Source organism: Actinoplanes sp. G11-F43 (assembly GCF_050589265.1).
GTDB lineage: Bacteria > Actinomycetota > Actinomycetes > Mycobacteriales > Micromonosporaceae > Actinoplanes.
On record NZ_JBNZCE010000044.1, the window covers coordinates 1 to 26415 of the forward strand.

Annotated in this window: 23 protein-coding genes; 11 read left to right on the forward strand and 12 right to left on the reverse strand. The window is 72.2% G+C overall.

Annotated elements, in window-relative coordinates:
• Positions 1–446: 446 nt before the first annotated feature.
• From ACQ0O7_RS38055 to dhaM, 3 genes are all read right to left on the reverse strand, one after another.
• Complete coding sequence (locus tag ACQ0O7_RS38055) at positions 447–1808, reverse strand: endo-1,4-beta-xylanase (RefSeq protein ID WP_430789970.1); 1362 nt, start codon at positions 1806–1808, stop codon at positions 447–449.
• A 131-nt stretch (positions 1809–1939) separates the two neighbouring features.
• On the reverse strand, positions 1940–2194 hold the full coding sequence (locus ACQ0O7_RS38060) for an HPr family phosphocarrier protein (protein WP_430789972.1): 255 nt from the start codon (positions 2192–2194) through the stop codon (positions 1940–1942).
• A complete protein-coding gene (dhaM, locus tag ACQ0O7_RS38065; RefSeq protein WP_430789974.1) occupies positions 2178–2564 on the reverse strand; it encodes a dihydroxyacetone kinase phosphoryl donor subunit DhaM in 387 nt (128 codons plus the stop codon). The genes ACQ0O7_RS38060 and dhaM overlap by 17 nt, the downstream gene beginning before the upstream one ends.
• Before the next feature lie 94 nt (positions 2565–2658).
• On the opposite strand from dhaM, the gene dhaK reads away from it, so the two are divergent.
• From dhaK to ACQ0O7_RS38090, 5 genes are all read left to right on the forward strand, one after another.
• Positions 2659–3657 (forward strand): dihydroxyacetone kinase subunit DhaK, encoded by a 999-nt coding sequence (gene dhaK, locus ACQ0O7_RS38070; RefSeq protein WP_430789976.1) that lies wholly within the window; start codon positions 2659–2661, stop codon positions 3655–3657.
• A 1-nt stretch (position 3658) separates the two neighbouring features.
• A complete protein-coding gene (gene dhaL, locus ACQ0O7_RS38075; RefSeq protein ID WP_430789978.1) occupies positions 3659–4285 on the forward strand; it encodes a dihydroxyacetone kinase subunit DhaL in 627 nt (208 codons plus the stop codon).
• A 95-nt stretch (positions 4286–4380) separates the two neighbouring features.
• A complete protein-coding gene (locus tag ACQ0O7_RS38080; RefSeq protein ID WP_430789980.1) occupies positions 4381–5949 on the forward strand; it encodes a methyl-accepting chemotaxis protein in 1569 nt (522 codons plus the stop codon).
• Positions 5950–5981: 32 nt separating this feature from the next.
• Positions 5982–6653 carry an acetoacetate decarboxylase family protein gene (locus ACQ0O7_RS38085; protein WP_430789982.1) on the forward strand — a complete coding sequence of 224 codons (672 nt, stop codon included), beginning with the start codon at positions 5982–5984 and terminating at the stop codon, positions 6651–6653.
• A 57-nt stretch (positions 6654–6710) separates the two neighbouring features.
• Entirely contained in the window at positions 6711–7955 is a 1245-nt protein-coding gene (locus tag ACQ0O7_RS38090; RefSeq protein WP_430789984.1) for a YibE/F family protein, read from the forward strand.
• A gap of 4 nt (positions 7956–7959) precedes the next feature.
• On the opposite strand, the gene ACQ0O7_RS38095 is transcribed toward ACQ0O7_RS38090, so the two are convergent.
• A complete protein-coding gene (locus ACQ0O7_RS38095) occupies positions 7960–8589 on the reverse strand; it encodes a DUF4360 domain-containing protein (protein WP_430789986.1) in 630 nt (209 codons plus the stop codon).
• A gap of 205 nt (positions 8590–8794) precedes the next feature.
• Positions 8795–10975, reverse strand: coding sequence for an SF1B family DNA helicase RecD2 (gene recD2 / locus ACQ0O7_RS38100; RefSeq protein ID WP_430789988.1), 2181 nt, complete (start codon positions 10973–10975; stop codon positions 8795–8797).
• A 118-nt stretch (positions 10976–11093) separates the two neighbouring features.
• Here recD2 and ACQ0O7_RS38105 point away from each other — a divergent pair, with 118 nt between their 5' ends.
• Complete coding sequence (locus ACQ0O7_RS38105; protein WP_430789990.1) at positions 11094–12068, forward strand: acetylxylan esterase; 975 nt, start codon at positions 11094–11096, stop codon at positions 12066–12068.
• 44 nt (positions 12069–12112) lie between these two features.
• Entirely contained in the window at positions 12113–14173 is a 2061-nt protein-coding gene (locus ACQ0O7_RS38110; RefSeq protein WP_430789992.1) for a hypothetical protein, read from the forward strand.
• A gap of 103 nt (positions 14174–14276) precedes the next feature.
• Here ACQ0O7_RS38110 and ACQ0O7_RS38115 read toward each other — a convergent pair whose 3' ends face one another.
• From ACQ0O7_RS38115 to ACQ0O7_RS38125, 3 genes are all read right to left on the reverse strand, one after another.
• On the reverse strand, positions 14277–14546 hold the full coding sequence (locus tag ACQ0O7_RS38115; protein WP_430789994.1) for a YggT family protein: 270 nt from the start codon (positions 14544–14546) through the stop codon (positions 14277–14279).
• Between the two features lie 109 nt (positions 14547–14655).
• Positions 14656–15480 (reverse strand): aldo/keto reductase, encoded by an 825-nt coding sequence (locus ACQ0O7_RS38120; protein ID WP_430789996.1) that lies wholly within the window; start codon positions 15478–15480, stop codon positions 14656–14658.
• Between the two features lie 1143 nt (positions 15481–16623).
• Positions 16624–18084, reverse strand: coding sequence for a benzaldehyde dehydrogenase (locus ACQ0O7_RS38125; protein ID WP_430789998.1), 1461 nt, complete (start codon positions 18082–18084; stop codon positions 16624–16626).
• A 245-nt stretch (positions 18085–18329) separates the two neighbouring features.
• Between ACQ0O7_RS38125 and ACQ0O7_RS38130 the strand changes: the two genes are divergently transcribed.
• On the forward strand, positions 18330–18602 hold the full coding sequence (locus tag ACQ0O7_RS38130; RefSeq protein WP_430790000.1) for a hypothetical protein: 273 nt from the start codon (positions 18330–18332) through the stop codon (positions 18600–18602).
• A 33-nt stretch (positions 18603–18635) separates the two neighbouring features.
• Here ACQ0O7_RS38130 and uppS read toward each other — a convergent pair whose 3' ends face one another.
• Together uppS and ACQ0O7_RS38140 are read right to left on the reverse strand one after the other, a co-directional pair.
• Positions 18636–19427, reverse strand: a complete 792-nt coding sequence (gene uppS, locus ACQ0O7_RS38135) for a polyprenyl diphosphate synthase (protein ID WP_430790002.1) — start codon at positions 19425–19427, stop codon at positions 18636–18638.
• A 201-nt stretch (positions 19428–19628) separates the two neighbouring features.
• The gene (locus ACQ0O7_RS38140; RefSeq protein WP_430790004.1) at positions 19629–20252 is read right to left on the reverse strand and encodes a maleylpyruvate isomerase N-terminal domain-containing protein; all 624 of its coding nucleotides are present in this window, start codon (positions 20250–20252) and stop codon (positions 19629–19631) included.
• Between the two features lie 58 nt (positions 20253–20310).
• On the opposite strand from ACQ0O7_RS38140, the gene ACQ0O7_RS38145 reads away from it, so the two are divergent.
• Entirely contained in the window at positions 20311–20901 is a 591-nt protein-coding gene (locus ACQ0O7_RS38145) for an HAD family hydrolase (protein WP_430790006.1), read from the forward strand.
• On the opposite strand, the gene ACQ0O7_RS38150 is transcribed toward ACQ0O7_RS38145, so the two are convergent.
• Complete coding sequence (locus ACQ0O7_RS38150) at positions 20902–21366, reverse strand: Lrp/AsnC family transcriptional regulator (protein ID WP_430790008.1); 465 nt, start codon at positions 21364–21366, stop codon at positions 20902–20904.
• Positions 21367–21464: 98 nt separating this feature from the next.
• On the opposite strand from ACQ0O7_RS38150, the gene ACQ0O7_RS38155 reads away from it, so the two are divergent.
• On the forward strand, positions 21465–22457 hold the full coding sequence (locus ACQ0O7_RS38155) for a Glu/Leu/Phe/Val dehydrogenase dimerization domain-containing protein (RefSeq protein ID WP_430790010.1): 993 nt from the start codon (positions 21465–21467) through the stop codon (positions 22455–22457).
• Positions 22458–22466: 9 nt separating this feature from the next.
• Complete coding sequence (locus ACQ0O7_RS38160) at positions 22467–22919, forward strand: hypothetical protein (RefSeq protein WP_430790012.1); 453 nt, start codon at positions 22467–22469, stop codon at positions 22917–22919.
• A 57-nt stretch (positions 22920–22976) separates the two neighbouring features.
• On the opposite strand, the gene ACQ0O7_RS38165 is transcribed toward ACQ0O7_RS38160, so the two are convergent.
• Positions 22977–26333: a bifunctional proline dehydrogenase/L-glutamate gamma-semialdehyde dehydrogenase gene (locus ACQ0O7_RS38165; RefSeq protein WP_430790014.1), complete on the reverse strand. Its 3357-nt coding sequence runs from the start codon at positions 26331–26333 to the stop codon at positions 22977–22979.
• Positions 26334–26415 lie beyond the last annotated feature (82 nt).

Sequence of the window (26415 nt, forward strand, 5' to 3'; positions counted from 1 at the left end):
CAGCACGCCACACGACGGCACGAGCTTGGCGTCGGTCACGCAGCTGGTCGTGGTCTTGGCGGCCGGAGCGGCCTGGGCGGCGGAACCGGCACCGGCACCGGCGATGACGGCGGTCAGAGCTGTCAGCAACATCGGCAGCTTGGCACGTCGCAAGAAATGTTCTCCCCCGTTTGTCCGGCGTATGTCGGCCGGGCATGGGAAAGAGATTCCAGGTCGGCGGGTGCCGGGCCGGTGCCCGAACCGGTGCCGCCCGGTTGCGGGATTCCCCGGCCGCTCGACCCGGTTGATCGGCGCCCCGAGAGCCCACTGAAGGAAACCGGCAGGATGACCCGGGTGACGTATGCGGCGCCCCCGCCGGCACCGCGCCCGTCGCCCCGAACCTCCTGGTCCGGCTCGGTACAGCCCTCCCGGCCGGTGAGCGGCGCCCGCTCACCGGCCGGGAACCGTCAGCGGGCGGTGCAGGTGGCGGTGGTGGACGGGGCGGGGCCGGTGCCCTGGAAGCCGAACTCGGTGGTGCCGGCGGCCGGGACCGGGCCGTTGTAGCCGACGTTGGTGAAGGAGACGGTGGCGGTGCTGCCGGAGGCGGTGGCGTTCCAGGTGTTGGTCACCGCGGAACCGGACGGCAACGTCACCGCGGCGGTCCAGCCGGTCAGGGCCGTGGCGCCCGCCGTCACCTTCACCGTCGCCACGAAACCGCCGGTCCAGGCGTTGATCGCGACGGTGGCGGCGCAGCTCCTGGTGCCGGGCGGCTGGCTCACCGACGGGGACGGCGACGCCGACGACTGCGACGGTGACGGGGACGTGGTGGTGCCGCCGAGGGTGTTCAGGACCGCGGTGTACGCCGCCTTCGGGTTGCCGTTGCCGTCGAACAGCAGCGGGGTGCCGCTGGCCCGCCAGGAGTCGGTGTCGCGGATGCCCCACACGGTGATGCCGTTGCAGCGGGTCACCGCCAGGCAGGCGCGGGTGGCCGCGGCGTACGTGTTCGCCTGGGTGGTGCCGGAGCCCTCGATGTCGAGTTCGGTGATCTGCACGTCCAGGCCGAGGTCGGCGAAGCGCTGCAGGTTGGCCTGGTAGTCGGAGGGCAGTGGGGATTGGGCGTTGAAGTGGGACTGGAAGCCGACGCAGTCGATCGGGACGCCGCGGGCCTTGAAGTCGCTGACCATGGCGTACACCGCGTTGCTCTTCGCGTTCTGCCCGTCGGTGTTGTAGTCGTTGTAGCAGAGCTTGGCGGCCGGGTCGGCGGCGCGCGCGGCGCGGAAGGCGACCTCGATCCAGTCGTTGCCGGTGCGCTGCAGGTTGGAGTCGCGGCGGGCGCCGGTGGAGCCGTCGGCGAAGGCCTCGTTCACCACGTCCCAGGAGTCGATCTTGCCGCGGTAGTGGGTGGCGACCCGGGTGACGTGGTTGACCATGGCGTTGCGCAGGGCGGTGCCGCTCAGGTTCTGCGCCCAGCCGGGCTGCTGGGAGTGCCAGGCCAGGGCGTGGCCGCGGACCTTCTGCCCGTTGGCGATGGCCCGGTTGACGATGGTGTCGGCCGAGGTGAAGGTGAAGGTGCCCTGGGTGGGTTCGGTGGCGTCCCACTTCATCTCGTTCTCGGGGGTGACCGAGGTGAACTCGCGGTCGAGGATGCCGGAGTAGACCGGGTCGGACAGTTTGTAGGCGGCGACCGCGGTGCCGAAGTAGCGGCCCTTCTCGGCGGCGGCCGCGCCGAGGGTGGTGGCGGCGTTGGCTCCGGGGGCGAGGACGGCGACCGCGCCGGCGGTGAGGGCGCCGCTGGTCAGGACGGTGAGGATGGCCAGGGATCGTCTCATGGGGACTCCAGTCGGGGATCTGGAGGCGTCGACAGATATCGATGCCGACCGAAACGCTACCGATACCTTCCGGAAACTTCAATCGACGATTCGTGATCAGCGCAGCATGTGGCACTCCGAAACTTTCGGAGCTAATCCGCGGTACGCAGCACCTCGGCGACCGCCTCGGCTGCGGAGAGTTCGTCGGCGTGCACCGTGACCGTCGCGCCGGCCGGGGCGTTCAGCGCCATCAGCCGCAGGGCGCTGCGAGCCGTCGCCGAGCGTCCGTCGGCGAGCCGGACCTCCACGGCGCCGGGGAAGGCGGCCGCGGCCCGGACCACCGCGCCGGCCGGGCGGGCGTGCAGGGCGGTCGGCAGCACCACGGTGACCTCAGAACTTGGCGACATCACGGGCCTCCCGGGCGGCCTCGGCGACATCGGCCAGGCCGGCGCCGGTGGAGGCGGTCACCGCGGCGGCCACCGCGCCCTCCACGAACGGGGCGTCCACCAGCACCGGGCCGTCCGGCAGACCGTCCAGCACGGCACGGGTGGTGAGCACGGCACTGCCCAGGTCGGCCAGCACCACCACGCCGGCGCCGGTGTCGGCCCGGGTGATCGCGGCCGTGATCAGGTCGAAGCCGGTGCCGAGTGAGCCGTCGCCGGTCCCGCCGGCCGGTTCCACCCGCACCTCGCCGCCGGCGACCTGGACGAGCAGGTCCCGCAACCCGGAAGCCAGTGACGGACTGTGTGACACGAGCACGATCCCCACGTACGCCATAACCTCTGATCGTAGTCACCCGAAGTCTTGGCCGAATCGCTCAGCGCGACGATGCTGGGACGCGGGGCGCCGTCGCCCGTGGAAGGAGCCGGTCGTGAAGAAGTTCGTCAACGATCCCGCCGACGTGGTGGCCGAGGCGCTCGCCGGTCTGGCCGCCGCCCATCCGGAGCTGCGTGTGGACGCGGCGCAACGATATGTGGCCAGGGCGGACGCGCCCCGGCCGGGCAAGGTGGTGCTGGTGTCCGGCGGGGGTTCCGGGCACGAGCCGCTGCACGGCGGGTTCGTCGGCGCCGGGATGCTCGACGCCGCCTGCCCGGGGGAGGTGTTCACCTCGCCGGTGCCGGACCAGATCCTGGCCGCGACGAAGGCCGTGGACGGCGGCGCGGGCGTGGTGCACGTGGTGAAGAACTACACCGGTGACGTGATGAACTTCCAGATGGCCGCCGAGCTGGCCGCCGACGAGGGGATCACAATGGAGACGGTGCTCGTCGACGACGACATCGCGGTGCGGGACTCGACGTGGACGGCGGGCCGCCGCGGCACCGGCGCGACTCTGCTGGTCGAGAAGATCGCCGGGGCGCTGGCCGAGGAGGGCGGCGAGCTGGCCGAGGTGGCGGCGATCGGGCGGGAGGTGAACGCCGCGTCGGCCTCGTTCGCGTACGCGCTGACCGCGGCCACCACCCCGGCCTCCGGACGGCCCGGCTTCGACCTGCCGGACGACGAGATCGAGGCGGGTGTCGGCATCCACGGTGAGCCGGGCCGCCGCCGGGAGAAGATCCGCCCGGCCCGGGAGCTGGTCGAGTCGGCCCTGGACGCGATCCTGGAGGCCAAGCCGGTCAGCCCCGGGGAGCCGGTGATCGTGCTGGTCAACGGGCTCGGGGCGACCCCGCTGATCGAGCTGTACCTGGTCTACCACGAGGTGGCGCGGGCGCTGGCCGGGCGGGGAGTGCAGATCAGCCGCCGCCTGGTCGGGAACTACGTGACGAGCCTCGACATGGCCGGCCTGTCGATCACCCTGACCCGGGTGACCGGCGAGATGATCCGGCTCTGGGACGCCCCGGTGCGCACCCCCGGCCTGCGCTGGGGAGCCTGACATGGATGTCGCCCTCGCCACCGCCTGGCTGCGGGCCGCCGCCGAAGCCGTCGTCGCCGACGCCGACGAGCTGACGAAACTGGACGCCGCGATCGGCGACGGCGATCACGGGGTCAACATGCGGCGCGGGTTCACCGCGGTCACCGCCGCCCTGGAGGCGACCGCTTTCACCGGCGTCGGCGACGTGTTCGTCAAGGCCGGCACCACCCTGATCGCCAAGGTGGGCGGCGCGTCCGGCCCGCTCTTCGGCAGCGCGTTCCGGGCGATCGGCAAGGCGCTGCCGCCGGGGGCGACGGTGAGCCCGGCCGACCTGGCCACCGCCCTGCGGGCCGGACTGGACGCGGTCGGCGGGCTGGGCGGGGCCGCGCCGGGGGACAAGACGATGGTCGACGCGCTGGCCCCGGCGGTGGCCTCGTTCGAGGAGGCGGTGGTGGCCGGTGCCGGGCTGCCCGAGGCGTCGGCCGGCGCGGCCCGGGCGGCCGGGGACGGCGCGCGGGCCACCGTGGCGCTGACCGCACGCAAGGGCCGGGCGTCCTACCTGGGGGAGCGCAGCGCCGGTCACCAGGACCCGGGCGCCGTCTCGACCTGGCTGATCCTGCAGGCGCTGGCCGACGTGACCGCTCCCTAGGTTCTGTGTGGCGGATCGCGCGGGTCCCACCGGCCCCACCCGTCAATCAGGTGTTGTCCGCCCCGGACTGCCCGGTTGGGCACCAGACTACGGGGGTGGGGCTGAGTGGGGTGTTCGACGACCGTTCGCTGCGTACCAAGATCGGGGCGGCCGCGATGACCGCCACGGTCAGCGGCCTGATCGTCGGGGCGGTCGCGATCAGCACCATCTCCGACCTGAACGACAAGGCGGCCACCGCGCAACGGCAGTCGATCGCGGTACAGAGTGCGGTCGGGTCGTTCGGGCGCAACATCGAGGCGTACGTGGGCGGCGTCTCCGCCATGCGTCTCTATCCGGCCATCGCCACCGACATCCAGGCCGGGATGCGGGAGAACCAGGCCGCGGTGCAGACCGCGCTGAACGACCTGAAGGCCGCCCTGCCCGGCGAGGCGGCGGTCGCCAAGGCCGAGGAGGACTGGTCGTCGTTCCTGGAGTTGATGGCCGTGGACGTGCGCGGCGCCACCCAGGCCGAACTGGCGCGGGCCCTGGAGGACTACAACAACCTGCACACCGAGCTGAGCAACGACCAGCAGGCGCTGGAGGACCAGGCCAAGGCGATCGCCGAGTCCCGGATCGGCGAGGCCGAGTCGTCCGGGACCAGCGCGGCCTGGCTGGTGGCCGGGCTGCTGGTGGCGGGCATGGTGCTGAGCCTGCTGATCGGGTTCCAGGTGGCGTCCCGGGTCCGGCAGACGGTCCGCTCGGTCGGCCGGATCGCCGAGGGCCTGGCCGAGGGCGACCTGACCCGGACGTCCGGGGTGCGCAGCCAGGACGAGATCGGCCGGATGGCCGCCGCCCTGGACTCCGGGGTGGCCCGGCTGCGCGACGACATCGTCAACCTGGCCGGCAGCGTCGGCACGCTGCAGGACGCGGCGGGCCGGCTCACCTCGGTCTCCGGGTCGGTGAGCGACGCCGCCTCGGAGGCGTCCAGCCAGGCCGGCACGGTCGCGGCGGCCGCCGACACGGTCTCCAACAATCTGCAGATCGTCTCGGCCGGCTCGCAGGAGATGGGTTCGGCGATCCGTGACATCAGCATCTCCACCTCGGAGGCGACCGAGGTGGCCGCCCAGGCGGTCCGGGTGGCGGCCGAGACCAACGCGATCGTGGCTCGGCTCGGCGAGTCGTCCGAGGAGATCTTCACCGTGGTCAAGGTGATCACCAGCATCGCCGAGCAGACCAACCTGCTGGCCCTGAACGCGACCATCGAGGCGGCCCGCGCCGGTGAGGTGGGCAAGGGTTTCGCGGTGGTCGCCGGCGAGGTCAAGGACCTGGCCCAGGAGACCGCCAAGGCGACCGAGGACATCTCCCAGCGGGTGCAGGCGATCCAGTCCGACACCAGCGGCGCGGTCACCGCGATCGGCGAGATCTCGGAGATCATCGAGCGGATCAACGGCATCCAGCTGACCATCGCCTCGGCGGTCGAGGAGCAGACCGCCACCACCCAGGAGATGAACCGGACGCTCAGCGAGGCGGCGAACGGCGCCGGGGACATCGCGATGACGATCGGCTCGGTGTCGTCGGCGGCCCAGCGCACCACCGACACCGTCGGCGAGACCCGGCACGCGGCCGAGGATCTGTCCGCGACCGCCGCCCAGTTGCATGCGGTGGTCTCCCGGTTCAGGTATTGATACCCGCCGGTCGGTGCTGACAGGGTGGACCCATGTACCCGCCCGAGCCCTGGCACCTGCGCGGACAGATGTACCTCTCGATCTTCCTGATCCCCCGGCGGGACCTGCCGGAGCTGCCCCCGGTGCTGGCCGCCGCCGTCCGGCCGGTCACCGCCGGCGGGCGGGTCGCGGTCGGCGCCGCCTGGGTGTCGTACGAGCCCGGTGGTGTCCTGCACTACAAGGAGCTGCTCAGCGCCGTTTTGGTGCACGAGCGCGGCCGGCCCCGGGTGAGCATCACCGACATCTGGGTGGACAGCGTCGCCTCCCGGGAGGGCGGCCGGAATCTCTGGGGCATCCCCAAGGAGCTGGCCGCGTTCACCCTCGACGCGGAGAACGAGCCGCTCGTCGACGCGACGATCACCGCGCCGGAGGCGGCCGAGCCGTTCGCCTCGGCGCTGGTCCGGTTGCGCCGCCGCCTGCCCGGCCGGTTCCCGCTGGGTTTCACGGTGGCCCAGGCGCTGGGCGGCCAGGTGCGCCGGACCCCGGTGCGCGGCCGGTCCGGGCTGCGCGCCGCCGACGTGGCGTGGCGCCCGGAGCCCGGCGGGCCGCTCGGCCACCTGGCCGGCCACCGCCCGGTGCTGAGCCTGGCGATCACCGACTTCTGGCTGGTCTTCGGCCGTTCCGCCGAGGAGCGGGCCCGGTCCCGGGAGCGCACCACCCGCTGATCAGCTCGCGCGGGTACGGTTCGCGGGTAGCCCGCAGCCGCCGTACCGAGGAGCACGATGAGCGCCGACCAGCATTCCCACGCACACGGCGAACTGCCGGCGCTGCCCGGCGGCCACCGTGTCACGCTCTACCTCCTGGTCCCGGCGGTGCTGCTGACCCTGCTCGGCATGCTGCTGCTCTGGCCGGGGGAGATCGAGACGGCCGGTGACGGCAGCGGCCCGGTGATGACCACCGGTGAGGCGGTCGCGGTGGCCCGGGTGGAGTGCCCGCCGGTCCCGGAGGGCGACACCCCCGAGCAGACCTGCGGCACCGTCACGGTCCGGCTGGACGGCGGCGCGGTGATCACCACGGATCTGCCCACCGGCCCGGGCGCCCCGGTGGTCGAGACCGGCGACGACGTGACGCTGATGGAGCTCAACAACGAGGACGGCGCCAAGGCGTACGCCATCACCGACCACCAGCGCGGCACCGAGCTGTGGATGCTGGGCGCGGTGTTCGCGCTCGCGGTGATCGCGTTCGGCCGGTGGCGGGGGCTGACCGCGCTGGCCGGGCTGGCGGTCACCTTCGGCATCCTGCTGTGGTTCATCGTCCCGGCGATCCTGGACGGCAAATCGCCGATCCTGGTGGCGGTGGTCGGCGCGGCCGCGATCATGCTGATCGTGCTGTACCTGACACACGGGCTGTCGATCACCACCACGATCGCGGTGGCCGGCACCCTGGCCAGCCTGGCGATCACCGCGGTGCTGGCGGCGGTGTCCACCGCGGCGGTGCACCTGACCGGGGTCGCCGACGAGACGTCGAACTTCCTCACCATCACCCACGGCGACGTCAACATGCAGGGCCTGCTGCTGGCCGGCATCGTGATCGGCTCGCTGGGGGTGCTCGACGACGTGACGGTCACCCAGTCGGCGACGGTCACCGAGCTGGCGCTGGCCAATCCGGCGTACGGGTTCCGCCGCCTCTACGGGGCCGCCACCCGGATCGGCCGCGCGCACATCGCCTCGGTGATCAACACGATCGTCCTGGCGTACGCGGGCGCCTCCCTGCCCTTGATGTTGCTCTTCGCGGCCGGCAACACCCCGGTCGGCGAGGTGCTGACCACCCAGCTGATCGCCCAGGAGCTGGTCCGCAGCGCGGTCGGCACGATCGGCCTGGTCGCCGCGGTGCCGATCACCACCGCCCTGGCCGCGCTGCTGGCGTCGCGCCGGCATCGGCCGGAGGCTCCCGCGAAGCCCGCCGGGAAGGCTAAGCATCGGGAGCGCCCGGCCGAGGATCCGTGGACCGCGTTCGTGGAACGCTGAGGGTTCAGCACTTCTGCCAGACGACCCGGTAGAGGGTGTTGATCGCGGCGTCGGCCGAGTCCATCGACAGGAAGTTGGTGTGCTTCCTGGTGTCCGAGGTGCCGCGGTTCACCCGCAGTTCGGTGTTGATGTTCAGATAACGGCGCTCACCGCACGGCAGGAAACTGGTCGAGGCGATCGCCACCTTGTCGTTGCGCTGCCAGGAGTCGTCGAACGGTCCCTTGAAATCGTGGGTGCTGCGGGTGGTGTGCGAATGGCCCTGGAAGTAGTAGCTGGCGATCTGCTGGCCGCGCGCGCCCGGTTTGAGACTGGCATATCCGCGGTAGTCGGCGCTGGCGATGGCGAACGTGAATCCGGACGGCACCTTGATGTCCAGCGCCATCTGGCAGTTCTTCCGGAAGTCCAGCGGGCCGGCGTCCGGGCCGACCGACGCGGTGTACTTCGAGTAGGTCACCGTGAACGCGGTGTTGTCCGGTGACACGGTGATCTCGGCGCTGCCCTTGGGGCATCCGGAACCGTTCGCGGACACCACGTCGATCACCATCATCTTGTCCGGTTTCGGTGCGGCCTGCGCCGGGGCGGCCATGGCGAGAGCGCCGAGAAGTGCGGCCCCGGTGGTGATGGAACGCAACATGAGAAATCCCCCCGTTGGTTTTCGCATTCCTTTTCGCGAAGCCGCGAGAATGGTTCGGAAAAGGACTGAAGAATTGTTTATGCGATAACCCTAGCGATCTGCGGAACGGGCCGGAGCGCGGCGCGGAACAGCTGTACCCGAGTTTTGACAACCGGGCCATTCGGCCCGATTTCGGCAAACGCCGCCCAGAACCGGGAGGGGTGTGTTATCCACCGAGCCGGCGGGTCAGCGCGGTGTGCCGGCGGCCGGCGCCCACCGTGCGGACCGCGGCGGCCAGCGCGCGGCGCGACCCGACCAGCACCACCAGCTTCTTGGCCCGGGTGATCGCGGTGTAGAGCAGATTGCGCTGCAACATCATCCAGGCGCTGGTGGTCAGCGGGATCACCACGGCCGGGTACTCCGACCCCTGGGAACGGTGGATGGTGATGGCATAGGCGTGGGCCAGTTCATCCAGCTCGTCGAAGTCGTAGTCGATCAGCTCGTCCTCGTCCGTGCGTACCGCAAGCGTCTGATCGTCCGTCGACAGCGCCGTGACGACGCCGACCGTGCCGTTGAAGACTCCCGCGACCCCCTTGTCGTAGTTGTTGCGGATCTGGGTGACCTTGTCGCCGACCCGGAACACCCGCCCGCCCATCCGCCGCTCCGGCAGACCCTCCCGGGCCGGAGTGAGCTGCTGCTGCAGCAGCGTGTTCAGGGCGCCCGCGCCGGCCGGGCCACGATGCATCGGCGCCAGGACCTGGATGTCCCGGCGAGGATCAAGACCGAACCTCCGCGGTACGCGGTTGCAGGCCACGTCCACGGTCAGCGCGGCCGTCGCCTCGGTGTCGTCACACGGGAACAGGAAGAAGTCGGTCATCCCGTCCAGCTGCACCGACCGGCCCTGGTTGACCCGGTGCGCGTTGGTGACCACCCCACTCTGCGCGGCCTGCCGGAAGATCTGGGTGAGCCGCACCCGGGGGATCACGTCGGCGGCCAGCAGATCGCGCAGCACCTCGCCGGCGCCCACCGACGGCAGCTGGTCCACGTCGCCGACCAGCAGCAGGTGCGCGCCCGGCGGGACCGCCTTGACCAGCTTGTTGGCCAGGATCAGGTCGAGCATCGAGGCCTCGTCGACCACGATCAGATCGGCGTCCAGGGGGTTGTCACGGTCGTACTGGGCGTCGCCGCCGGGCTGGAGTTTGAGCAGCCGGTGCACGGTGGCGGCGGGGTGGCCGGTGAGTTCGGCGAGGCGTTTCGCGGCCCGGCCGGTGGGGGCGACCAGCTGGATCTTCGCCTGTTTGGCCGCGGCGAGCTCGACGATCGAGCGGACGGTGAAGCTCTTGCCACAGCCGGGGCCGCCGGTGAGGACCGCGGTCTTGTGGGTCAGGGCGAGTTTGACAGCCTGTCGTTGTTCTTCGGCCAGGGTGGATCCGGTGCGCTTGTGCAGCCAGGTGAGGGCTTTGTCCCAGTCGACGTCCCGAAAATGCGGCATCCGGTCTGATTTTTCGCGCAACAAGCTGATCAGTGTGGAGGCCAGGGACTGCTCGGCGCGCTGGAACGGGACGAGATAGATCGCGTCGTCCTCCCGCACCACCCCCTCCTCCTCGACCAGTTCGTCCAGACAGGCCGGGATCAGCGTGCCGGGCACCTCCAGGATCTTCGCGGCGTCCGCCATCAACTCGTTCGCCGGCAGGAAACAGTGCCCGTTGTCGGTGGCCTGCGACAGGGTGTACTGCAGGCCGGCCTTCACCCGTTCGGGACTGTCGTGCGGGATGCCGACCGCCTGCGCGATCGTGTCGGCCGTCTTGAACCCGATGCCCCACACGTCGGCGGCCAGCTTGTACGGCGAGTTCTTCACCACCGAGATGCTCGCGTCGCCGTACTTCTTGTAGATCCGCACCGCGATCGAGGTGGACACCCCGACCCCCTGCAGGAAGACCATCACCTCCTTGATCGCCTTCTGCTCGGCCCACGCCGCGGTGATCTTCTTCGTCCGTTTCGGCCCGAGCCCGGCCACCTCGATCAGCCGCTCCGGCGCGGTCTCGATGATCTCCAGGGTGTCGAGTCCGAAGTGCTCCACGATCCGCTCGGCGAACACCGGCCCGATCCCCTTGACCAGCCCCGACCCCAGGTAGCGGCGGATCCCCTGGACGGTCGCGGGCAGCACGGTGGTGTAGGAGAGCACCTCGAACTGCCGGCCGTACTGCGGATGCGACGACCACCACCCGGACATCCGCAGGCTCTCACCCGGTTGCGCCCCGAGCAGGGCGCCCACCACGGTCAGAAGATCACTGCTGCTCTTGTACGCGACCCGGGCCACCGTGTACCCGGTCTCCTCGTTCACATAGGTCAGCCGCTCCAGCACGGCTTCGAGAACCTGTTGCGGGCGGGCGGTCTCCGGAGGCACGCGCCCATCGTGCCCGCCAGGGCTGGTATGAGCCAACCCGGTACGGGAGTGGTTGTTTAGAGGGCGGGGCTGGGCTGCGGCGTGGCCCCTCCCCCGAAACAACCACTAGCGTGATCGCATGGCGCTCTTTGACCTTCCACTCGACGAATTGCGCGAGTACCGCCTCACCCGCCCCGAACCCGACGGCTTCGACGACTTCTGGGCCGGCACCCTGGCCGATGCCCGCCGGGCCGCGCTGCCGCCCGGGCTCAGTGCGGTGCCCACCCCGCTGACCGGCGTCACCACGCACGACGTGACGTTCACCGGATACGCCGGCCAGCCGATCCGGGCCTGGCTGAACCGTCCCGCCACGGCCACCGGCCCGCTGCCGGTGGTGGTCGAGTTCATCGGGTACGGCGGCGGCCGCGGCCTGCCACTGGACTGGCTGATCTGGGCCAGCGCCGGATACGCCCACCTGATCATGGACACCCGTGGGCAGGGCGGCGGCTGGCGCGGCGGCGACACCCCGGACCCGGACGAGTACGGCGCCGGCCCGGCCCATCCCGGCGTGATGACCCGTGGGGTGGGCGCGCCGGAGACCTACTACTACCGCCGGCTGATCACCGACGCGGTCCGCGCCGTGGAGACCGCCACCGAACTGCCCGGTGTCGACGCCTCCCGGGTGGTGGTCGCCGGCAAGAGCCAGGGTGGCGCGCTCGCCCTGGCCGCCGCCGGGCTGGTCCCCGATCTGGTCGCCGCGGTGGTCTCCGGAGTGCCGTTCCTGTGCGACATCCGGCGGGCGCTGACGATCACCGACAGCGACCCGTTCCACGAGGTGGTCCGGTTCCTGCGGGCCAATCCGGGCGCCGCCGAGCGGACCCTGCGAACCCTCGACCACGTCGACTCGGTGCATTTCGCCCGGCGGATCACCGCGCCCGCGATCCTGTCCACCGCGCTGATGGACGCGACCTGCCCGCCCTCCGGCGTGTTCGCCGCCTACCACGCGATCCAGGGGCCCAAGCAGATCGAGGTGTACGAGTGGGACGGTCACGACGGCGGCCGTACCCACTTCGACGTGGCCGCCCTGGAGTTCGTCGACGACCGGCTGAACTGATCCCTATGTAGAGAAACAAGCAAGGGTGGGCTACGGTGTCCGGCATGATCCTGACCCGGCTCACCCGGTGGGCGCTGCGGGCCGCCGCCCGGCGCTGGCCCGCCGACCAGCGCGAGGAACTGTACCGGGAATGGCAGGCCGAGGACGCCCACCTGGAGAGCCGGCCGGGCACCGCCGGGCAGCGCCTCGGGTTCGCGTTCAGCCTGCTCACCTCCCCGCCGGTGCGGGACGCCGCCGGTGTCCCGCGCGGGTGGGCCGAGGCACGCACCGGCCTGAGCCCGGCCGCCGCGCTGATCATCGCGGCGCTGTTCGGCCTGGGCGTGGTCCAGTTCGCCGGGTCGCTCCTGTTCCCCATGCTCGACCTGCTCGGGATCGAGAACCACGACTGGATCTGGCCCGGCGGCCAGGTGATCATCAACGGGGTGGTGCTCGCCCTGTGGTGCGCCCCGGTCGGCTGGTGGCTCGGCCGCCGGCTGCCGATGGCCCGCGACGGGCGGCTCGGAACGGCCGGGCCCGCCATGCTGGCGCCGTTCACCGCCCTCCCGGCCCTGCTCGTGCCGCCCTCCGGCGGTGAGGGGCCACTGATCCCGTCCCTGATCACCGCGCTCGCCGTGGGCACCTGGACGGTCCTGACCGTCCTGCTCGGCCGGGCCGTCGCCGCCCCGAGCCGCCGATCCGGCACGACGCTCCTGGTCCTGGCCGGAGTGCCGGTGATCGCGGTCACCGCCGCGGTCGCCGCCACCATCCCGGTGCTGATCGAGCGGGGAACCGTGGCCGCGCGGGCCGCACTCCTGCTGGGCGACCCGGAACTGATCCTGCGCGCCGACGAGTACGGGCTGGTGCCGTACACCGGTGGATACGTCTGGCAGCTCATCGCGTACGGCTGGTTCGCCGTCCTCTACGGCCGCCGCGCCGCCGCCGCGCCGGACCGGCCGATCCGGCTCACCGAGACCGAGACCGAGACACCGGCCGCCGGGCCCCGGCCCACGACCTCGCCGGTGCTCCTCGGCGCCGGCCTCACCGCCGTCCTAGCCGGTGTGCTGACCTGGGCGTACACCGTCACCATCCTGACTCCGGCGATGCCGGTGATGGCCTCCCGGGCGCCGATGCCCGGCGGCGACGGCGAGATCTACCTGTGGGTCGCCGAACTACGCTGGACCGCCATCCTGCTCGCCGCCCTCGGCATGCTGGTCGCCACCGCCGACCGGCGCTCCGCCCCACGGGCCGCCGCCCTGCTCGCGGCCGGACTGCTCGGCACCGAGTCGGTGCTGCTGATCAGCGGCCTGATCGTCACCGGCGACACGGAGGCGGGACCGCTGGCCGGCGGCGCCGGACTGCGGGTCGCCCTGCTCGTCGCGGCCGCCGTGATCGCCGCGAGCTGGGCGCTGGCCGGCCGGGCGCCGGCCCCCGCCACGGCGGCCCGGGTCCGGGTCACCGCCGTGGCCATCGCGGCGAGCGCCCTCGGGCCGTTCCTGTTCATGCAGTCCACCCCCGGCGAGAACCACGAATTCATGCCGCTGGGACTGCCGGTCACCACCGCCGTCATCGCGGTCGGCCTGGTCCTGCTCGGAACCGTCACGGGGGCGGCCACCAGCCGGACCCGCCTCCACCCGGTGGTGATCACCCTGCTGGTGGTGGTGCCCGCCGGCGCCGTGGCCGGTCTGTCGGTCCTGCTCGGCAACGGGTCCGACGATTCGGCCGCCGGCCTCGGCATGATGCTCGGCCTGCCGCTGGCCGTGGTGGTGACGGCACTGCTGCGGCGGCACCGCCCGCGCCGCCGGGGCCGGACCGCGCTGATCTGGACGCTGCTCACGGTCGCGGCGGTCCCGGCCACCGTGGCCGTCATCTACCTGGCGATCCTGTTGTCCTTCGTCCCGACGATCCTCTTCCAGATCGACGGGACCGGCTATCCGGCCGACGGGATCTCGGTGGTCCCCGGAACGGTGCTGATGCTCCTGCCGGCCGCGGTCTGGGTGGCCGCCCGCGCCGGTGGCACACCCCCGGTGGCCGCGGTGCCCGGCCCGGATCGGCCCGAACCGGATCCGTCCGGTCCCGGCCCGATCCCGGACCCTCCCGCTACGGTCCCGGTGCGGACCGGGGCCTGACCGCCGGGTCCCGCCCGATGGGTCTCGCCCGTCGGGTCCGGCCTCTCCCTGACATGTCGTTTCCCGCGGGGTTTTTCCCCGCCGGGTCTCTCTTCCCGCCGGGTCAGATGATCGACCGGATGATGCTGATCGCCAGGAAGACCACCACGAAGGCCAGGTCGATCGAGAAGCCACCGGCGCGCAGCGGCGGCAGCACCTTACGGACCGGGGCCAGGATCGGCTCGGTGACCCGGAAGATCACGTCGAACGCCTTGGACCGGAACGAGCCGGGGGCGGCGGGGCCGGCGAGCACCACGCTCCACTCCAGCACGAGCCGAGCCACCAGCACCAGCTGGACGAGCAGCAGCGCGAAGCTGACCAGGCCGAGAATCATCGAAACCTCCGTGTGAGGGGGGACGTGCCACCACTATGCGGTGGTTTCCTGTGAACTCGCTTGGCGAACTCTGTGACCCTCACGTCAGTACGTGACCAGCACAAAACCCTCAGTTGAAGTGATCCGGATGCGGCCCGGTGCGGCCGTCCGCCTCCAGAGCGTCGATCGCGGCCATCTCGTCCGCGGACAGCGCGAAGTCGAAGATCCGCAGGTTCTCCCGGATCCGCGACGGCGTCACCGACTTCGGGATCACGATCCGGCCCTGCTGGACGTGCCAGCGCAGCACCACCTGAGCCGGGGTCCGGTCGTGTGCCCCGGCGATCCGGACCACCGCCGGATCGCCGAGCACCCCCGCCTGGGCGAGCGGACTCCACGCCTCGGTCACCACACCCAGCGCGGTGTTGGCCTCCTGCGCGGCCCGCTGCTGCAGCGCCGGATGCAACTCGATCTGGTTGACCGCCGGCACCGTCCCACCCGGTTCGGCGATCGCCCGCAGGTGACCGGGCAGGAAGTTGGACACCCCGATGGCCCGCACCCGGCCCTCGGCGAGCAGCGACTCCAGGGCCCGCCAGGTGTCCAGGAAGCGCCCGTGCCTCGGGGTCGGCCAGTGGATCAGGTAGAGGTCGAGCCGGTCCAGGCCCAGCCGGGCGAGGCTGGCCTCGAAGGCGCGCAAGGTCTCGTCGTACCCCTGATCGCTGTTCCAGACCTTGGTGGTGACGAACAGCTCGTCGCGCGGCACCCCCGAGGCCGCCAGCGCGGCGCCGACACCCGCCTCGTTGTGGTAGATCGCGGCCGTGTCGATACTTCGGTACCCCGCCTCGATCGCCGTACTGACGGCGGACTCGGTCTCCGCCTCCGGGATCTGGAAGACACCGAACCCGATCTGCGGAATCGTGACGCCGTTGTTGAGCGTGATGGCAGGCGTATCGCCCATGGCGGGTGGTCTCCTCTGTCAGCGGTGGTGAATAACTTCTACCCCGCCGACCGGGCCGCCCCGGGCAACTCGGCGCCCTTACCTGGTCGGGATCACTCCGGGCCACCCCGGCTCATGGTGGTGGCCGTCCCGCGTGCGCCCCGGATGGTGGGCGCCGCCCCGGCCCGTCGCCGGCGACACCGGAAACACCCGTCCCGGCCGCCCGGCCGGCAACGGGCGTCACCGTCCGCGTCTGCCGGCATTCCCCAGCGCCGGTACGGTCCCCGCCGGCGATCCACCCGCCCACTCCCGGCGGCGGCCCGCCGGCCACCGGCCCCGGTCCGCGTTCGGTGTCGTGTGCCTCATCGGCCGCCGGTTCCGGCCCGCCCGCTTCCGGTATCGGAGGGGCGTCGTTGCGCCCGCCGGCGTCACGTCCCACGCGGAACGGGCGGGACCCGTCCCGTCCCGGACCCGGGCCTCGCGTCGCCGCCCGCCGCGGCCCCCCATGAGCGAGACCGAGGAGCAGCCGCTCGGTGGTCCGCGGCGGGGTGGCCCGCCGGTTCCGGACCGGTGATCCGCAAGCCGGTGCCCCCGTCACCGCGCATGGGTGACCGTCCGGTGGCTCGGACCGGCCCCGGTTCCGCCGTGGTGGGCGGTGCGCTGGCGCCCCGGCCTGCCGGGTGGCCGCGCTCACAGCCCGACCACCCGCCGGGTGGCGACCGCCCCACGCCGCCGTCCACCCGGCCGGGTCACGGTCACCCCGGTGGCAGCCCGGACCCCGGGCCGCTCCGGCCAGCTCTCATCCCGTGGGAGACGGTCGTCCGGGGGCTGGTCCGGCGGGCGCCGGGCGGGGAACTGGTGGGGGAGGTTTCCGGCCGGTGTCGCGGGACGGTCGCGGAAGGGGGGCGCCGCGGTCCGGCCCCGGCCGGGGGGAACGGCGGGGGCCGGCGGGCGCAGCCGGACCATGGGCCGGGCCGTCGCCGTGGGGCTGCCACCGGCCGGTAGGGCCGGCGCGGTGACCGTGGTTGAGGCGGGGGGCTCGGTCGTGCTCCGGCTTCCGTCAACCGGTGTCGCCTCGGCTCGATTCATGGCGCTCATTATTGATGAACGTACATGTGACGCAAGGCTCCCGGAGTGCCTGTTACTACGCGGAAACAACTTTCGTCAGAACGGGTACACCGGTGGCTTGTCACGCACAGTGACCCAGCGGGTCTCGGTGAACGCCTCCACGTTGGCTGCCGCGCCACCGAAGCGGGAGCCGGTTCCGGAGGCTCCGACTCCGCCGAAGGGGCTGTTGGCCTCGTCGCTGACGGTCTGGTCGTTGATGTGCACGATGCCGGTGGGGATCCGGTCGGCGAGATCCAGTCCGCGCATCACGTCGCGGGTGATGATGCCGAGCGACAGCCCGTACTCACTCGCGGTTGCCAGCCGGACCGCCTCGTCCGGGTCGGAGAACCGCCCGACCGGTGCCACCGGACCGAAGATCTCCTCCCGGAATGCGGGCGTGTCGCCGTCCACGCCGGCCAGCACGGTCGGCGAGTAGAAGAGATCGCGGAAGGTGCCGCCGGCCGCCACCCGGGCCCCGGCGTCCGCCGAGCGGGTCACCACCGAATGGATCTTGTCGCGCTGTCCGGCGTCGATGACCGGCCCGAGCGCCACCTGCTCCCGCGCCGGGTCGCCGACCGGCAATCGGGCCGCCTTCGCCGCCAGCCGTTCCACGAACTCGTCGTAGAGGCTGGTGTGCACCAGATGCCGCCCGGTGGTCATGCAGATCTGGCCCTGGTGGAACCACGACCCGAAGGACGCCGCCGCGACCGCGCCCTCGACGTCCGCGTCCGCCAGCACCACCAGCGCCGAGTTGCCACCGAGCTCCAGATGGGCGCGTTTCAGGTGCTCACCGGCGAGAGCACCGACCCGGCGCCCGGCCGCGGTCGAGCCGGTGAACGAGATCACCCGTACCAGCGGATCGGTGACCAGGGCCTCGCCCACGTCGGCGGCGCCGGGCAGCACCTGCAGCACACCGGGTGGCAGCCCGGCCTCCTCGAAGATCCGGGCGAGCGTGACACCGCCGGTGACAGCGGTCCGCGGGTCCGGTTTGAGCAGGACGGCGTTGCCGAGGGCCAGGGCCGGCGCCACCGACCGGATGGCCAGGATGATCGGTACGTTGAACGGCGCGATCACCGCGACCACCCCGGCCGGGACCCGGCGCGCCATCGACAGCCGGGGGTCCTCGCTGGGGAGCAGTTCCCCATAGGGCCTCGATGGCAGTGCCGCCGCCTCGTAGCACTCCTCCTGGGCCACGTGCAGGGCGAAGCCGGCCATCGGGGGGATCGCGCCGACCTCGCGGACGTTCCAGCCGGAGATCTCCTCGGCGTGCTCGGCCCAGAGCTGCGCGGCCCGGCGCAGGATCGCGGCCCGCCGGGGATGCGGGGTGGCGGCCCAGTCGCGCTGGGCCGCGGCGGCGTGCCGGGCGGCCTCGGTGACGTCCTCGCCGGTGGCCCGCCCGATCCGGCCGAGCACCGCGCCGGTGGCGGGTTCGGTCACGTCGTACCCGCCGCCCCGTCCCGGCCGCCACTCACCGCCGATGAAGATGTTCCCGGTCCACAGTCTCTCGTCCAGAAGCATGCCGCGTCGCCTCCAAGCGCAGGGGTGCGCTGACGGTATGCCAGTGTTTCCGGCAGATCAACGGAGCGTTCCAGCAGATCGAACACCGGCGCCGGGAATGGCACGATCCCGGTCAGCGGTGGCCCGGCCGGGCGCTGATCCCGGCGGCGGTGTGCCGCAGCGCACCAGCCGAACCGGTGTGCCGTGGCACGCCGGGAGCCCCGCGCGTACCCGTTCTGATGGCACGTGTTCACTACCCTGCCGGTGTGATCAAGCTGCTCGGGGTGCCGGCTTTCGCCTGGTCCGCCCTCTGCCTGGCCCTGTCCGTCCTCTGGCTCTTCGTCTGGCCCTCCGGCCAGGCCGCCACCACCACCGGCTTCGTGTGGTTCGCCCTCCGCTGGTCGCACTCCCTGACCTGGCTGATCCTGGCCGTCGCCGCCGCGTTGGCCGGCTTCGGCGCGGCGGCCGCCGCCCAGCGGGTCGCCATGCTGGCCCTGCCCGCCTACGCCACCTTCCTGTACGCCACCGTCACGGCCTAGAAGACGGGTCGCCCGGATCGGCGCGCGGGGCGGTCAGGTGCCGAAGCGGCGGTGGCGGGCGGCGTAGGCGCGCAGGGCCCGGAGGAAGTCCAGTTTGCGGAAGCCCGGCCAGTGGGCGTCACAGAAGTACAGTTCCGAATGGGCGGCCTGCCAGAGCAGGAAACCCGAGGTCCGGGGTACGCCGGAGGTGCGGATCACCAGGTCGGGGTCGGGCTGGTCGCCGGTGTACAGGTGGGCGGCCAGGCGTTCGGCGGTCAGCGTCTCGGCGATGTCGGTGAGCGAGTGGCCGGACCGGGCGCCCGCGTCCAGGATCTCCCGGACCGCGTCGACGATCTCCTCCCGGCCGTCGTAACCGATGGCGATGTTCAGGTGGAAGCCGGTGGCCGAGTCGCGGGTGGCGTCGACAGCCAGTTTCAGGGCGTGCCGGGTGGTGTCGGGGAGCACGTCGAGACGGCCGGCCACATGCACCCGCCACCGGCTGGTCAGACTGCCGGCGACCGCCTCTTCGAGGGTGCGCAGCACGTGGTCGGCCTCACCGGTGCCGTGCCGGCGCATGTGGTCGGCGGAGGCGACGAAGACGGTGATGTGGTGGATGCCCATCTCCGCGCACCAGGACAGCATCTCGTCGAGCCGGCCGGCGCCGAAATCCGCCGGGCGGGCGCGGCGGGGGTCGCCGTCCAGCACCATCGCCACGTGCCGGGGCATGGTGATTCCGTCGAGGCGCCGGCGCAGCCGCCGGGTGTAGAACGCGTAGACCATCCGCATCATGGACGGCAGCGAACCACCCGGACGGCCGGACGGGATGCCCCGGGAGCGAATCTCCATGCAATCTCCACAAACGACCCGCAACGGGTCACCGCGGAAGTGCGGCGCGTGGCGGCGGGGGTTTCCGGGTGCCCGGGGGTTTCCGGGACCACCGCATGCGCCCGGCGGTCGCGGGCCGGTCCGGGGAGGGGGCCGCCTCGCGGGGACGAGGCGGGGCGGGCCGGTGCGGTCGTGGGGCCGTGGAACGTACCGGCAAAGGGTCTAAAGGACGGAGAAGCCCTCCGGGAGGGGGCCGCGGCCGGTGAGGGAACGCAGTGCGGTCAGGCCTCCACCGGTCAGGGCGGCGACCCGGGCGGCCAGGGCGGCGGATTCGGCGAGGGTCTCCGGGTCGAATTCGATCGGCAGGCCGGCCGCGGCGGCGACGTCGGAGGCGTGCACGACCAGTTCGAAGGTGCGGGTCGGGAGCCAGTCGCGGACCCGCATGCCGCCGGCCGGGGTGGCGACCACGTCGTCGTCGGAGACCCCGGCCAGGGCGGCGGTGGCCTGGCCGATGTAGCCGCTGATCTCGCCGGCCGGGTCGTCGCCGAGGACGGTCCCGGTGGCGCGGGCGTCGTCGGTGGCGGCGGTGCGGGCGGCGGCGACCATCTCGGTGGGGGCCAGGCGCAGCAGGGCGAAATAGCCTTCCGGGACCGGCACCACGATGCCGGGCGCGCGTTCGGCGAGGACCGCGGGCACCTGGCGCAGCGCCGAGCTGACGGTGTGGCCGAGCAGGTCGCGCAAGGTCCACTCGCCGAGGCCGGGGCCGTCCAGACCGGCGGCGGGGATGCGGGAGGCCAGGTCGGCGAAGACGATGGCGGCGGCGCGGTAGGTGCGGCGGTAGTCCATCTCACCAAAATCGCATGCCCGGCCGCGGTGCCCGGACGCGGGCCGTAACCTGCCGTCTGTGCTGCTACCCCTGCCGGCCGGCGAGTTCGAGGCCTACCTGTTCGACTGCGACGGGACGATCACCGACTCGATGCCGGCGCATCACCGTGCCTGGCTGGCGGCGCTGGCGGAGCACGGGGCCGAGTTCCCGCGGGACCTGTTCTACGCCTGGGGCGGGCGGACCGTCGTCGACGTGATCACCGACCTGAACCGGATGCAGGGTCTCGACATGCCGGTGGACGTGCTGGCGGCCCGGCGTGAGGAGCTGTTCCAGGCGATGCTGCCGGAGATCGGCGCGGTGCCGGGGGTGCTGGAGCACATCGAGGCGTCGTTCGGGAAGGTGCCGTTCGGGGTGGTGTCCGGCAGCACCCGGGAGTCGGTGACCGCCTCGCTGACGGCGCTGGACCTGCTGGACCGGTTCGAGGTGCTGGTGTGCGCGGAGGACTACGCACGCCCCAAGCCGGACCCGGAGGGCTATCTGACCGGGGCCCGGCTGCTCGGGGTGGCCCCGGAGCGGTGCCTGGTCTTCGAGGACACCGAGCTGGGGGTGGCCGCGGCCGAGGCGGCCGGGATGGCGTGCGTGCGGGTGCCGGCCCCGTGGGAGCGGTGATCAGCCGAGTGGTTCGATGACCCGGTTGCGGTGATGCTGGTAGATCACCGAACTGCGGAATCCGACGATCTCCCGGCGGCCGGTGAACCGGTCCATCAGGAAGCCGTGCAGGCTCTCCACGCTGGGCACCGCCACGTGCACCAGGAAGTCGTCGCCGCCGGCCAGCACAAAGACCGAGAGAACCTCGGGCAGGCCGGCCGCGTACGCCTTGAAGCCCTCGATCACCTCCCGGTTCAGTGGGCGGACCTGCACGTTCAGCAGCGCCTGCACCTCGCGGCCGAGAGCGGTCAGGCTGACGTCCGCGTGATAGCCGGTGATCACCCCGCGGTCACGCAGCAGCCGCACCCGTTCCAGGCATGTCGACGGGGCGATGCCGACCGCGGCGGCCAGGTCCCGGTTGGTCTGCCGGGCGTTCGCCTGCAATTCCCGCACGATCGCCGAATCAATGTCGTCCACGTACGCCATTCTCCCTGATCCACCGAACGACGTTCGGCGTCTAGTCCCGGATGCCGTCGGGAGTTTAACGTCAAGACCTTGGATCCTTCAGTTGTACGGGAGAAGCCATGTCCCTCCAGCATCAGCGGGTCGTCGTGGAACGTGGTCCACGATCCGGTTTCCCGATCATCGTGGCGGTGCACTCCACCACCCTCGGCACGGCTCTCGGCGGATGCCGGATGGCCGTCTACCCGGACTGGCGTGACGGTCTCGACGACGCGCTGCGGCTGTCCACCGCGATGACCGCCAAGGCCGCGCTGGCCGGGCTGCCCCACGGCGGCGGCAAGACCGTGGTCGCCCTGCCACCCGGGGTGACACCGGACCGGCGGGCCGTCCTGCACGACGTCGGCGACGTGATCGAGGGACTCGGCGGCATCTACGCCACCGGGCCGGACGTCGGCACCGGGCCGGACGACATGACGATCATCGGCGAGCGTACGGCCCACGTGCTGTGCCGCACCGGGGACTCCTCACCCGGCACCGCCGCCGGGGTGGTCGCCGCACTGCGGGCCGTGGTCGCCCCCGCCCCGCTGTCCGGGCGCAGCTTCGCCGTCCTCGGCGCCGGGCGGGTCGGCACCCACGTGGTGCGCCTGCTCACCGCGGCCGGGGCGACAGTGCTCGTGTCGGACGTCGACGAGACCCGGCGTGCCGCTGTGGAAGCCCTCGGCGCCACCTGGACCGACCCGCACTCCTGCCGCACCGCCGACGTCGACGTGCTGGTGCCGGCCGCCCTCGGTGGCGTCCTCACCGAGGAGACCGTGCCGTCGCTGCGCTGCCGTGCGGTCGCCGGCCCGGCCAACAACCAGCTCGCCGCCGACGGCATCGCCGACCTGCTGCATGCGCGCGGCATCCTGTGGGCGCCGGACGTGGTGGTCAGCGCCGGCGGCATCATCCACGCCGTCGCCACCGAACTGCATCACGAGACCCCGGAGCAGGTGGCCGCCCGCATCGACGCGATCGGCGACACCCTGACCAAGATCCTCTCCGCGGCCCGGGAGACCGCCTCCACCCCGGCGGCGGCCGCCTCCCGCCTGGCCGACTTCCTGGTCGGCGCCGCCTAGGCTGGGGGAATGCTTACAGCGGAACGCACCGGATTCTGGGGTGGGAAGTACACGCTGACCGAGGACGGCCGGCCGGTCACCGTCTGGGACTCGCACTGGTGGACCAGCGGCGGCAGCTTCGACCTGGCCGGCCGGACCTACACGGTGAAGTCGAACGCCTGGGGCAGCCGCTTCACCATGTTCGACGACGGCGGCCACGTGGTCGCCGAGGCGGAGCGGGTCGGCAAACGCAACTGGGCGGTGCTGGCCGGCGGCCACACCTACCGCTTCCAGCGCCCGTCCTTCCTCAGCAGCGACCACCACCTGATGGACGGCGAGCGCACGGTCGGCGTGATCAAACGAACGAGCGCCTGGACCGGCTCCTACGCCGCCGACCTGCCCGGCCTGCCCCAGCCGGTCCAGGTCTTCACCCTGGGCGTCCTGATGGCCCAGGCCCAGGCCGCAGCCGCCGCCGCGGCCTGACACGGCGCCGCCCTCCGCGCCGTGAGAGGGCGTGGAGGGCGACGTCAGGGGAAACGGTCAGAGGACCTCGGCGGCCAGCGGGAGCGGGTTGCCGAACCGGTGGGCGGTGATGCTCACCGCCTGCTCGTGCAGGAACGGGAGCAGCTCCAGGCGGCCGGACTCGGTCACCGGGCCGGACCAGACCGCCAGGTCGGGGCGGCCGCCGGTGGCGGTGGCCAGGGTGGTGGCGTCGCCGCCGATCAGGCGGACCCGGCCGGCGGTCAGGCCGGCGGCGAACGTGGCGTCGTCCTCCACCCTTGCCGACGGGTAGCGGGCGGCCAGCCGGTCCGGCAGCGGCGCCGCCGTCGAGACGGTCACCGGGGAACCGGCCCGCAGCGCCGCGGCCAGCACCCGGACCAGGTCGGCGACCGAGCCGCCGGCGGTGAGGCGGACCGTCGCCGGGGCCGGCAGGTAGCGGAACACGTTGCGCTCCACCTCCAGGGCGGACACGTCGGTGGGGGTGGTGACGTCGAAGTCGGCGTCGCTGCGGGCGGCGCGTTCCAGCCGCTCGAACTCGGCCGGTTCGACCACCGCGCGGGCGTCGGCGAGCAGGGCCCGCACCCCCGGGTTGGTGATCTCGGTGGTGGTGGTCGCCGGGCGGGACTCCCAGCCGGTCAGGCCGGTCAGGTAGTTGGGGCCGCCCGCCTTGGTGCCGGGGCCGATCGCCGACTTCTTCCAGCCGCCGAACGGCTGCCGCCGCACGATCGCGCCGGTGATGCCCCGGTTGACGTACAGGTTGCCGGCCTGGATCCGGTCCAGCCAGGTGCGGATCTCGCCCGCGTCCAGCGAGTGCAGGCCGGAGGTCAGGCCGTACTCCACCTCGTTGACGATGTCGATCGCCTCGTCGAGGGAGTCGGCGGTCATGATGCCGAGGATCGGGCCGAAGTATTCGACTCGGTGGTACTCGGAACCGCGGCGCACCCCGTCGCGGACGCCGGGACCCCACAGCTTGCCGCTGTCGTCGAGCTTGGCCGGCTCGATCAGCCAGCGCTCACCGGCGCCGAGGGTGGTCAGGCCGTCGAGCAGCTTGCCGGCGGCCGGTTCGACGAGCGGGCCCATCTTGGTACGGGCGTCGAACGGATAGCCGACGTCCAGCGAGGAGACCGCGTCCAGCAGCTGGGTGCGGAACCGCTGCGACCTCGCGACCGAGCCGACCAGCACGACCAGTGAGGCGGCCGAGCACTTCTGGCCGGCGTGCCCGAACGCGGACGCCACCACGTCCTTGACGGCCAGGTCCAGGTCGGCGCTGGGGGTGACGATGATCGCGTTCTTGCCACTGGTCTCGGCGAGCAGCGGCAGGTCGGCGCGGAACGAGCGGAACAACTCGGCGGTCTCGTACGCCCCGGTCAGGATGACCCGGTCGACCAGCGGGTGCGCGATCAGCTCCCGCCCGAGGGTGCCCTCGTCGACCTGCAGCAGGGTGACCAGGTCGGCGTCGGCGCCGGCCGCGGACAGCGCGTCCCGGATGATGCCGGCGAGCACGGTGCCGCAGCGTTCGGCCGGGCCGGCCGGCTTGAGCACCACCGAGGAACCGGCGGCGAGAGCGGCCAGCACCGAGCCGGCCGGGATGGCGACCGGGAAGTTCCACGGCGGGGTGACCAGGGTGAGCCGGGCCGGGACCGGGACGGCGCCGTCGGTCGACGCCAGCTCGGCGGCCAGCTCGGCGTAGTAGTGGGCGAAGTCGATCGCCTCGGACACCTCGGGGTCGGCCTGGTCGACGGTCTTGCCGGCCTCGGCGGCCATCACCTCGAGCAGGGTGTCCCGGTGGGCCTCCAGGGCGTCACCGATGGCGTGCAGGACGGCCCGCCGGTCGGCGGCTCCCCAATTGGCGGCGGCCGCCTTCTCCAGCGCCTGGTCGAGGTGCTCACGGTCGTCGACGCGGGGCAGGTCCAGGCCCAGTTGCGAGGACTCCACCCGGGCCAGCAGAGAACGAACGTTCTGTCGATTGCTCGCCACGGCCGGATCGGTGTCCGGCGTGTTCACGAAGTGCCCGGCCGTGCTGCGCGGCACCGCGGCGAACCGGTCGGCCACCCGGTGCGGCTTGGGCTCCGGCATGGTGGTCAGGTCGGTCAGCGAGGCCAGGAAGCGGTCCCGCTCCCGCTCGAACAGCGGCTCGTCGGTGTGCAGCTCGAACACCGCCGACATGAAGTTGTCGGTGCTCGCGCCCTCCTCCAGACGGCGGATCAGGTAGGCGATGGCCACGTCGAACTGTTCCGGGCGTACCACCGGCGTGTAGAGCAACAGACCGCCGACCTCGCGCCGGACCGCCTCGGCCTGGCCCTCGGCCATACCGAGCAGCATCTCGAACTCGATGCCCTCGCGGACACCCCGCCGGCCGGCGAGAAGCCACGCGTACGCCACGTCGAACAGGTTGTGCCCGGCCACGCCCAGGCGCACGTTGCCGATCCGGTCCGGGTGCAGGGCGTAGTCGAGGACCCGCTTGTAGTTGGTGTCGGTGGCCTGCTTGCTGTCACAGGTGGCGACCGGCCAGCCGTGCAGTTCCGCCTCGACCCGCTCCATCGGCAGGTTGGCGCCCTTGACCAGGCGCACCTTGATGCCGGCGCCACCACGCTCGCGGCGGGACGCGGACCACACCTGGAGGCGCTGCATGGCGCCGAGCGCGTCCGGAAGGTACGCCTGGAGCACGATGCCGGCCTCCAGGCCGAGCAGTTCGGGCCGGTCGAGGAGCCGGGTGAAGACCGCGATCGTCAGATCGAGATCCTTGTACTCCTCCATGTCCAGGTTGACGAACTTGCCGTCTTTCGCGGCCAGTGTGAAGAGCGGCAGCAGCTTCTCGGTGATGTCCGCGACGGCCTCGTCGAACGCCCACGGGTTGTGCGGGGCGACCGCCGACGACACCTTGATCGACACGTAGTCGACGTCCGGCCGGGCGAGCAGCTTCTCGGTGCTCTTCAGCCGGTGGGTGGCCTCGCCCTTGCCCAGGACGGCCTCGCCGAGCAGGTTGACGTTCAGGCGTACGTCCCGCTGCTTGATCTTCCTGATCGCCTTGCCGAGCCGGGCGTCGGTGGCGTCCACGATCAGGTGTCCCACCATGTGGCGCAGCGCGCGGCGGGCGATCGGCACCACCACGCCGGGCATCACCGGGGCGAGCGCGCCGCCGGCCTTGACCGCCAGGCGCAGGTGGGCCGGAAGGAATCCGGGCACGTCCTTGGACAGCCGGTTCAGCGTGCGGGCGCTGACCTTGAGGTCCTCGGGGCGGATCACACCGTCCACGAAACCGACGGTGAACGCCAGGCCCTTCGGGTCGCGCAGCACAGCGGCGAGCTGCGCGGCCGAACCGCCGACCGGGACGTCCGCGGCCTCGCGCAGCCAGCGCCGGACAAGGGCGATCGTCTCTTCGGCGATCTCAGACATCGGGAACTCCTTCCGTTCTGCGCAACAGCATGAAGGCCTCATTCACCTTAGGAAAAGCGATGCTTTCTGAGCTGTGTAGTTA

Excerpts from the sequence above, each read along its gene's own strand:
- ACQ0O7_RS38055 (WP_430789970.1), bottom strand. The coding sequence starts at position 1,808 with ATGAGACGATCCCTGGCCATCCTCACCGTCCTGACCAGCGGCGCCCTC.
- ACQ0O7_RS38060 (WP_430789972.1), bottom strand. The coding sequence starts at position 2,194 with ATGTCGCCAAGTTCTGAGGTCACCGTGGTGCTGCCGACCGCCCTGCAC.
- dhaM (WP_430789974.1), bottom strand. The coding sequence starts at position 2,564 with ATGGCGTACGTGGGGATCGTGCTCGTGTCACACAGTCCGTCACTGGCT.
- dhaL (WP_430789978.1), top strand. The coding sequence starts at position 3,659 with ATGGATGTCGCCCTCGCCACCGCCTGGCTGCGGGCCGCCGCCGAAGCC.
- ACQ0O7_RS38085 (WP_430789982.1), top strand. The coding sequence starts at position 5,982 with ATGTACCCGCCCGAGCCCTGGCACCTGCGCGGACAGATGTACCTCTCG.
- ACQ0O7_RS38090 (WP_430789984.1), top strand. The coding sequence starts at position 6,711 with ATGAGCGCCGACCAGCATTCCCACGCACACGGCGAACTGCCGGCGCTG.
- ACQ0O7_RS38095 (WP_430789986.1), bottom strand. The coding sequence starts at position 8,589 with ATGTTGCGTTCCATCACCACCGGGGCCGCACTTCTCGGCGCTCTCGCC.
- ACQ0O7_RS38105 (WP_430789990.1), top strand. The coding sequence starts at position 11,094 with ATGGCGCTCTTTGACCTTCCACTCGACGAATTGCGCGAGTACCGCCTC.
- ACQ0O7_RS38110 (WP_430789992.1), top strand. The coding sequence starts at position 12,113 with ATGATCCTGACCCGGCTCACCCGGTGGGCGCTGCGGGCCGCCGCCCGG.
- ACQ0O7_RS38115 (WP_430789994.1), bottom strand. The coding sequence starts at position 14,546 with ATGATTCTCGGCCTGGTCAGCTTCGCGCTGCTGCTCGTCCAGCTGGTG.
- ACQ0O7_RS38120 (WP_430789996.1), bottom strand. The coding sequence starts at position 15,480 with ATGGGCGATACGCCTGCCATCACGCTCAACAACGGCGTCACGATTCCG.
- ACQ0O7_RS38125 (WP_430789998.1), bottom strand. The coding sequence starts at position 18,084 with ATGCTTCTGGACGAGAGACTGTGGACCGGGAACATCTTCATCGGCGGT.
- uppS (WP_430790002.1), bottom strand. The coding sequence starts at position 19,427 with ATGGAGATTCGCTCCCGGGGCATCCCGTCCGGCCGTCCGGGTGGTTCG.
- ACQ0O7_RS38140 (WP_430790004.1), bottom strand. The coding sequence starts at position 20,252 with ATGGACTACCGCCGCACCTACCGCGCCGCCGCCATCGTCTTCGCCGAC.
- ACQ0O7_RS38150 (WP_430790008.1), bottom strand. The coding sequence starts at position 21,366 with ATGGCGTACGTGGACGACATTGATTCGGCGATCGTGCGGGAATTGCAG.
- ACQ0O7_RS38155 (WP_430790010.1), top strand. The coding sequence starts at position 21,465 with ATGTCCCTCCAGCATCAGCGGGTCGTCGTGGAACGTGGTCCACGATCC.
- ACQ0O7_RS38160 (WP_430790012.1), top strand. The coding sequence starts at position 22,467 with ATGCTTACAGCGGAACGCACCGGATTCTGGGGTGGGAAGTACACGCTG.
- ACQ0O7_RS38165 (WP_430790014.1), bottom strand. The coding sequence starts at position 26,333 with ATGTCTGAGATCGCCGAAGAGACGATCGCCCTTGTCCGGCGCTGGCTG.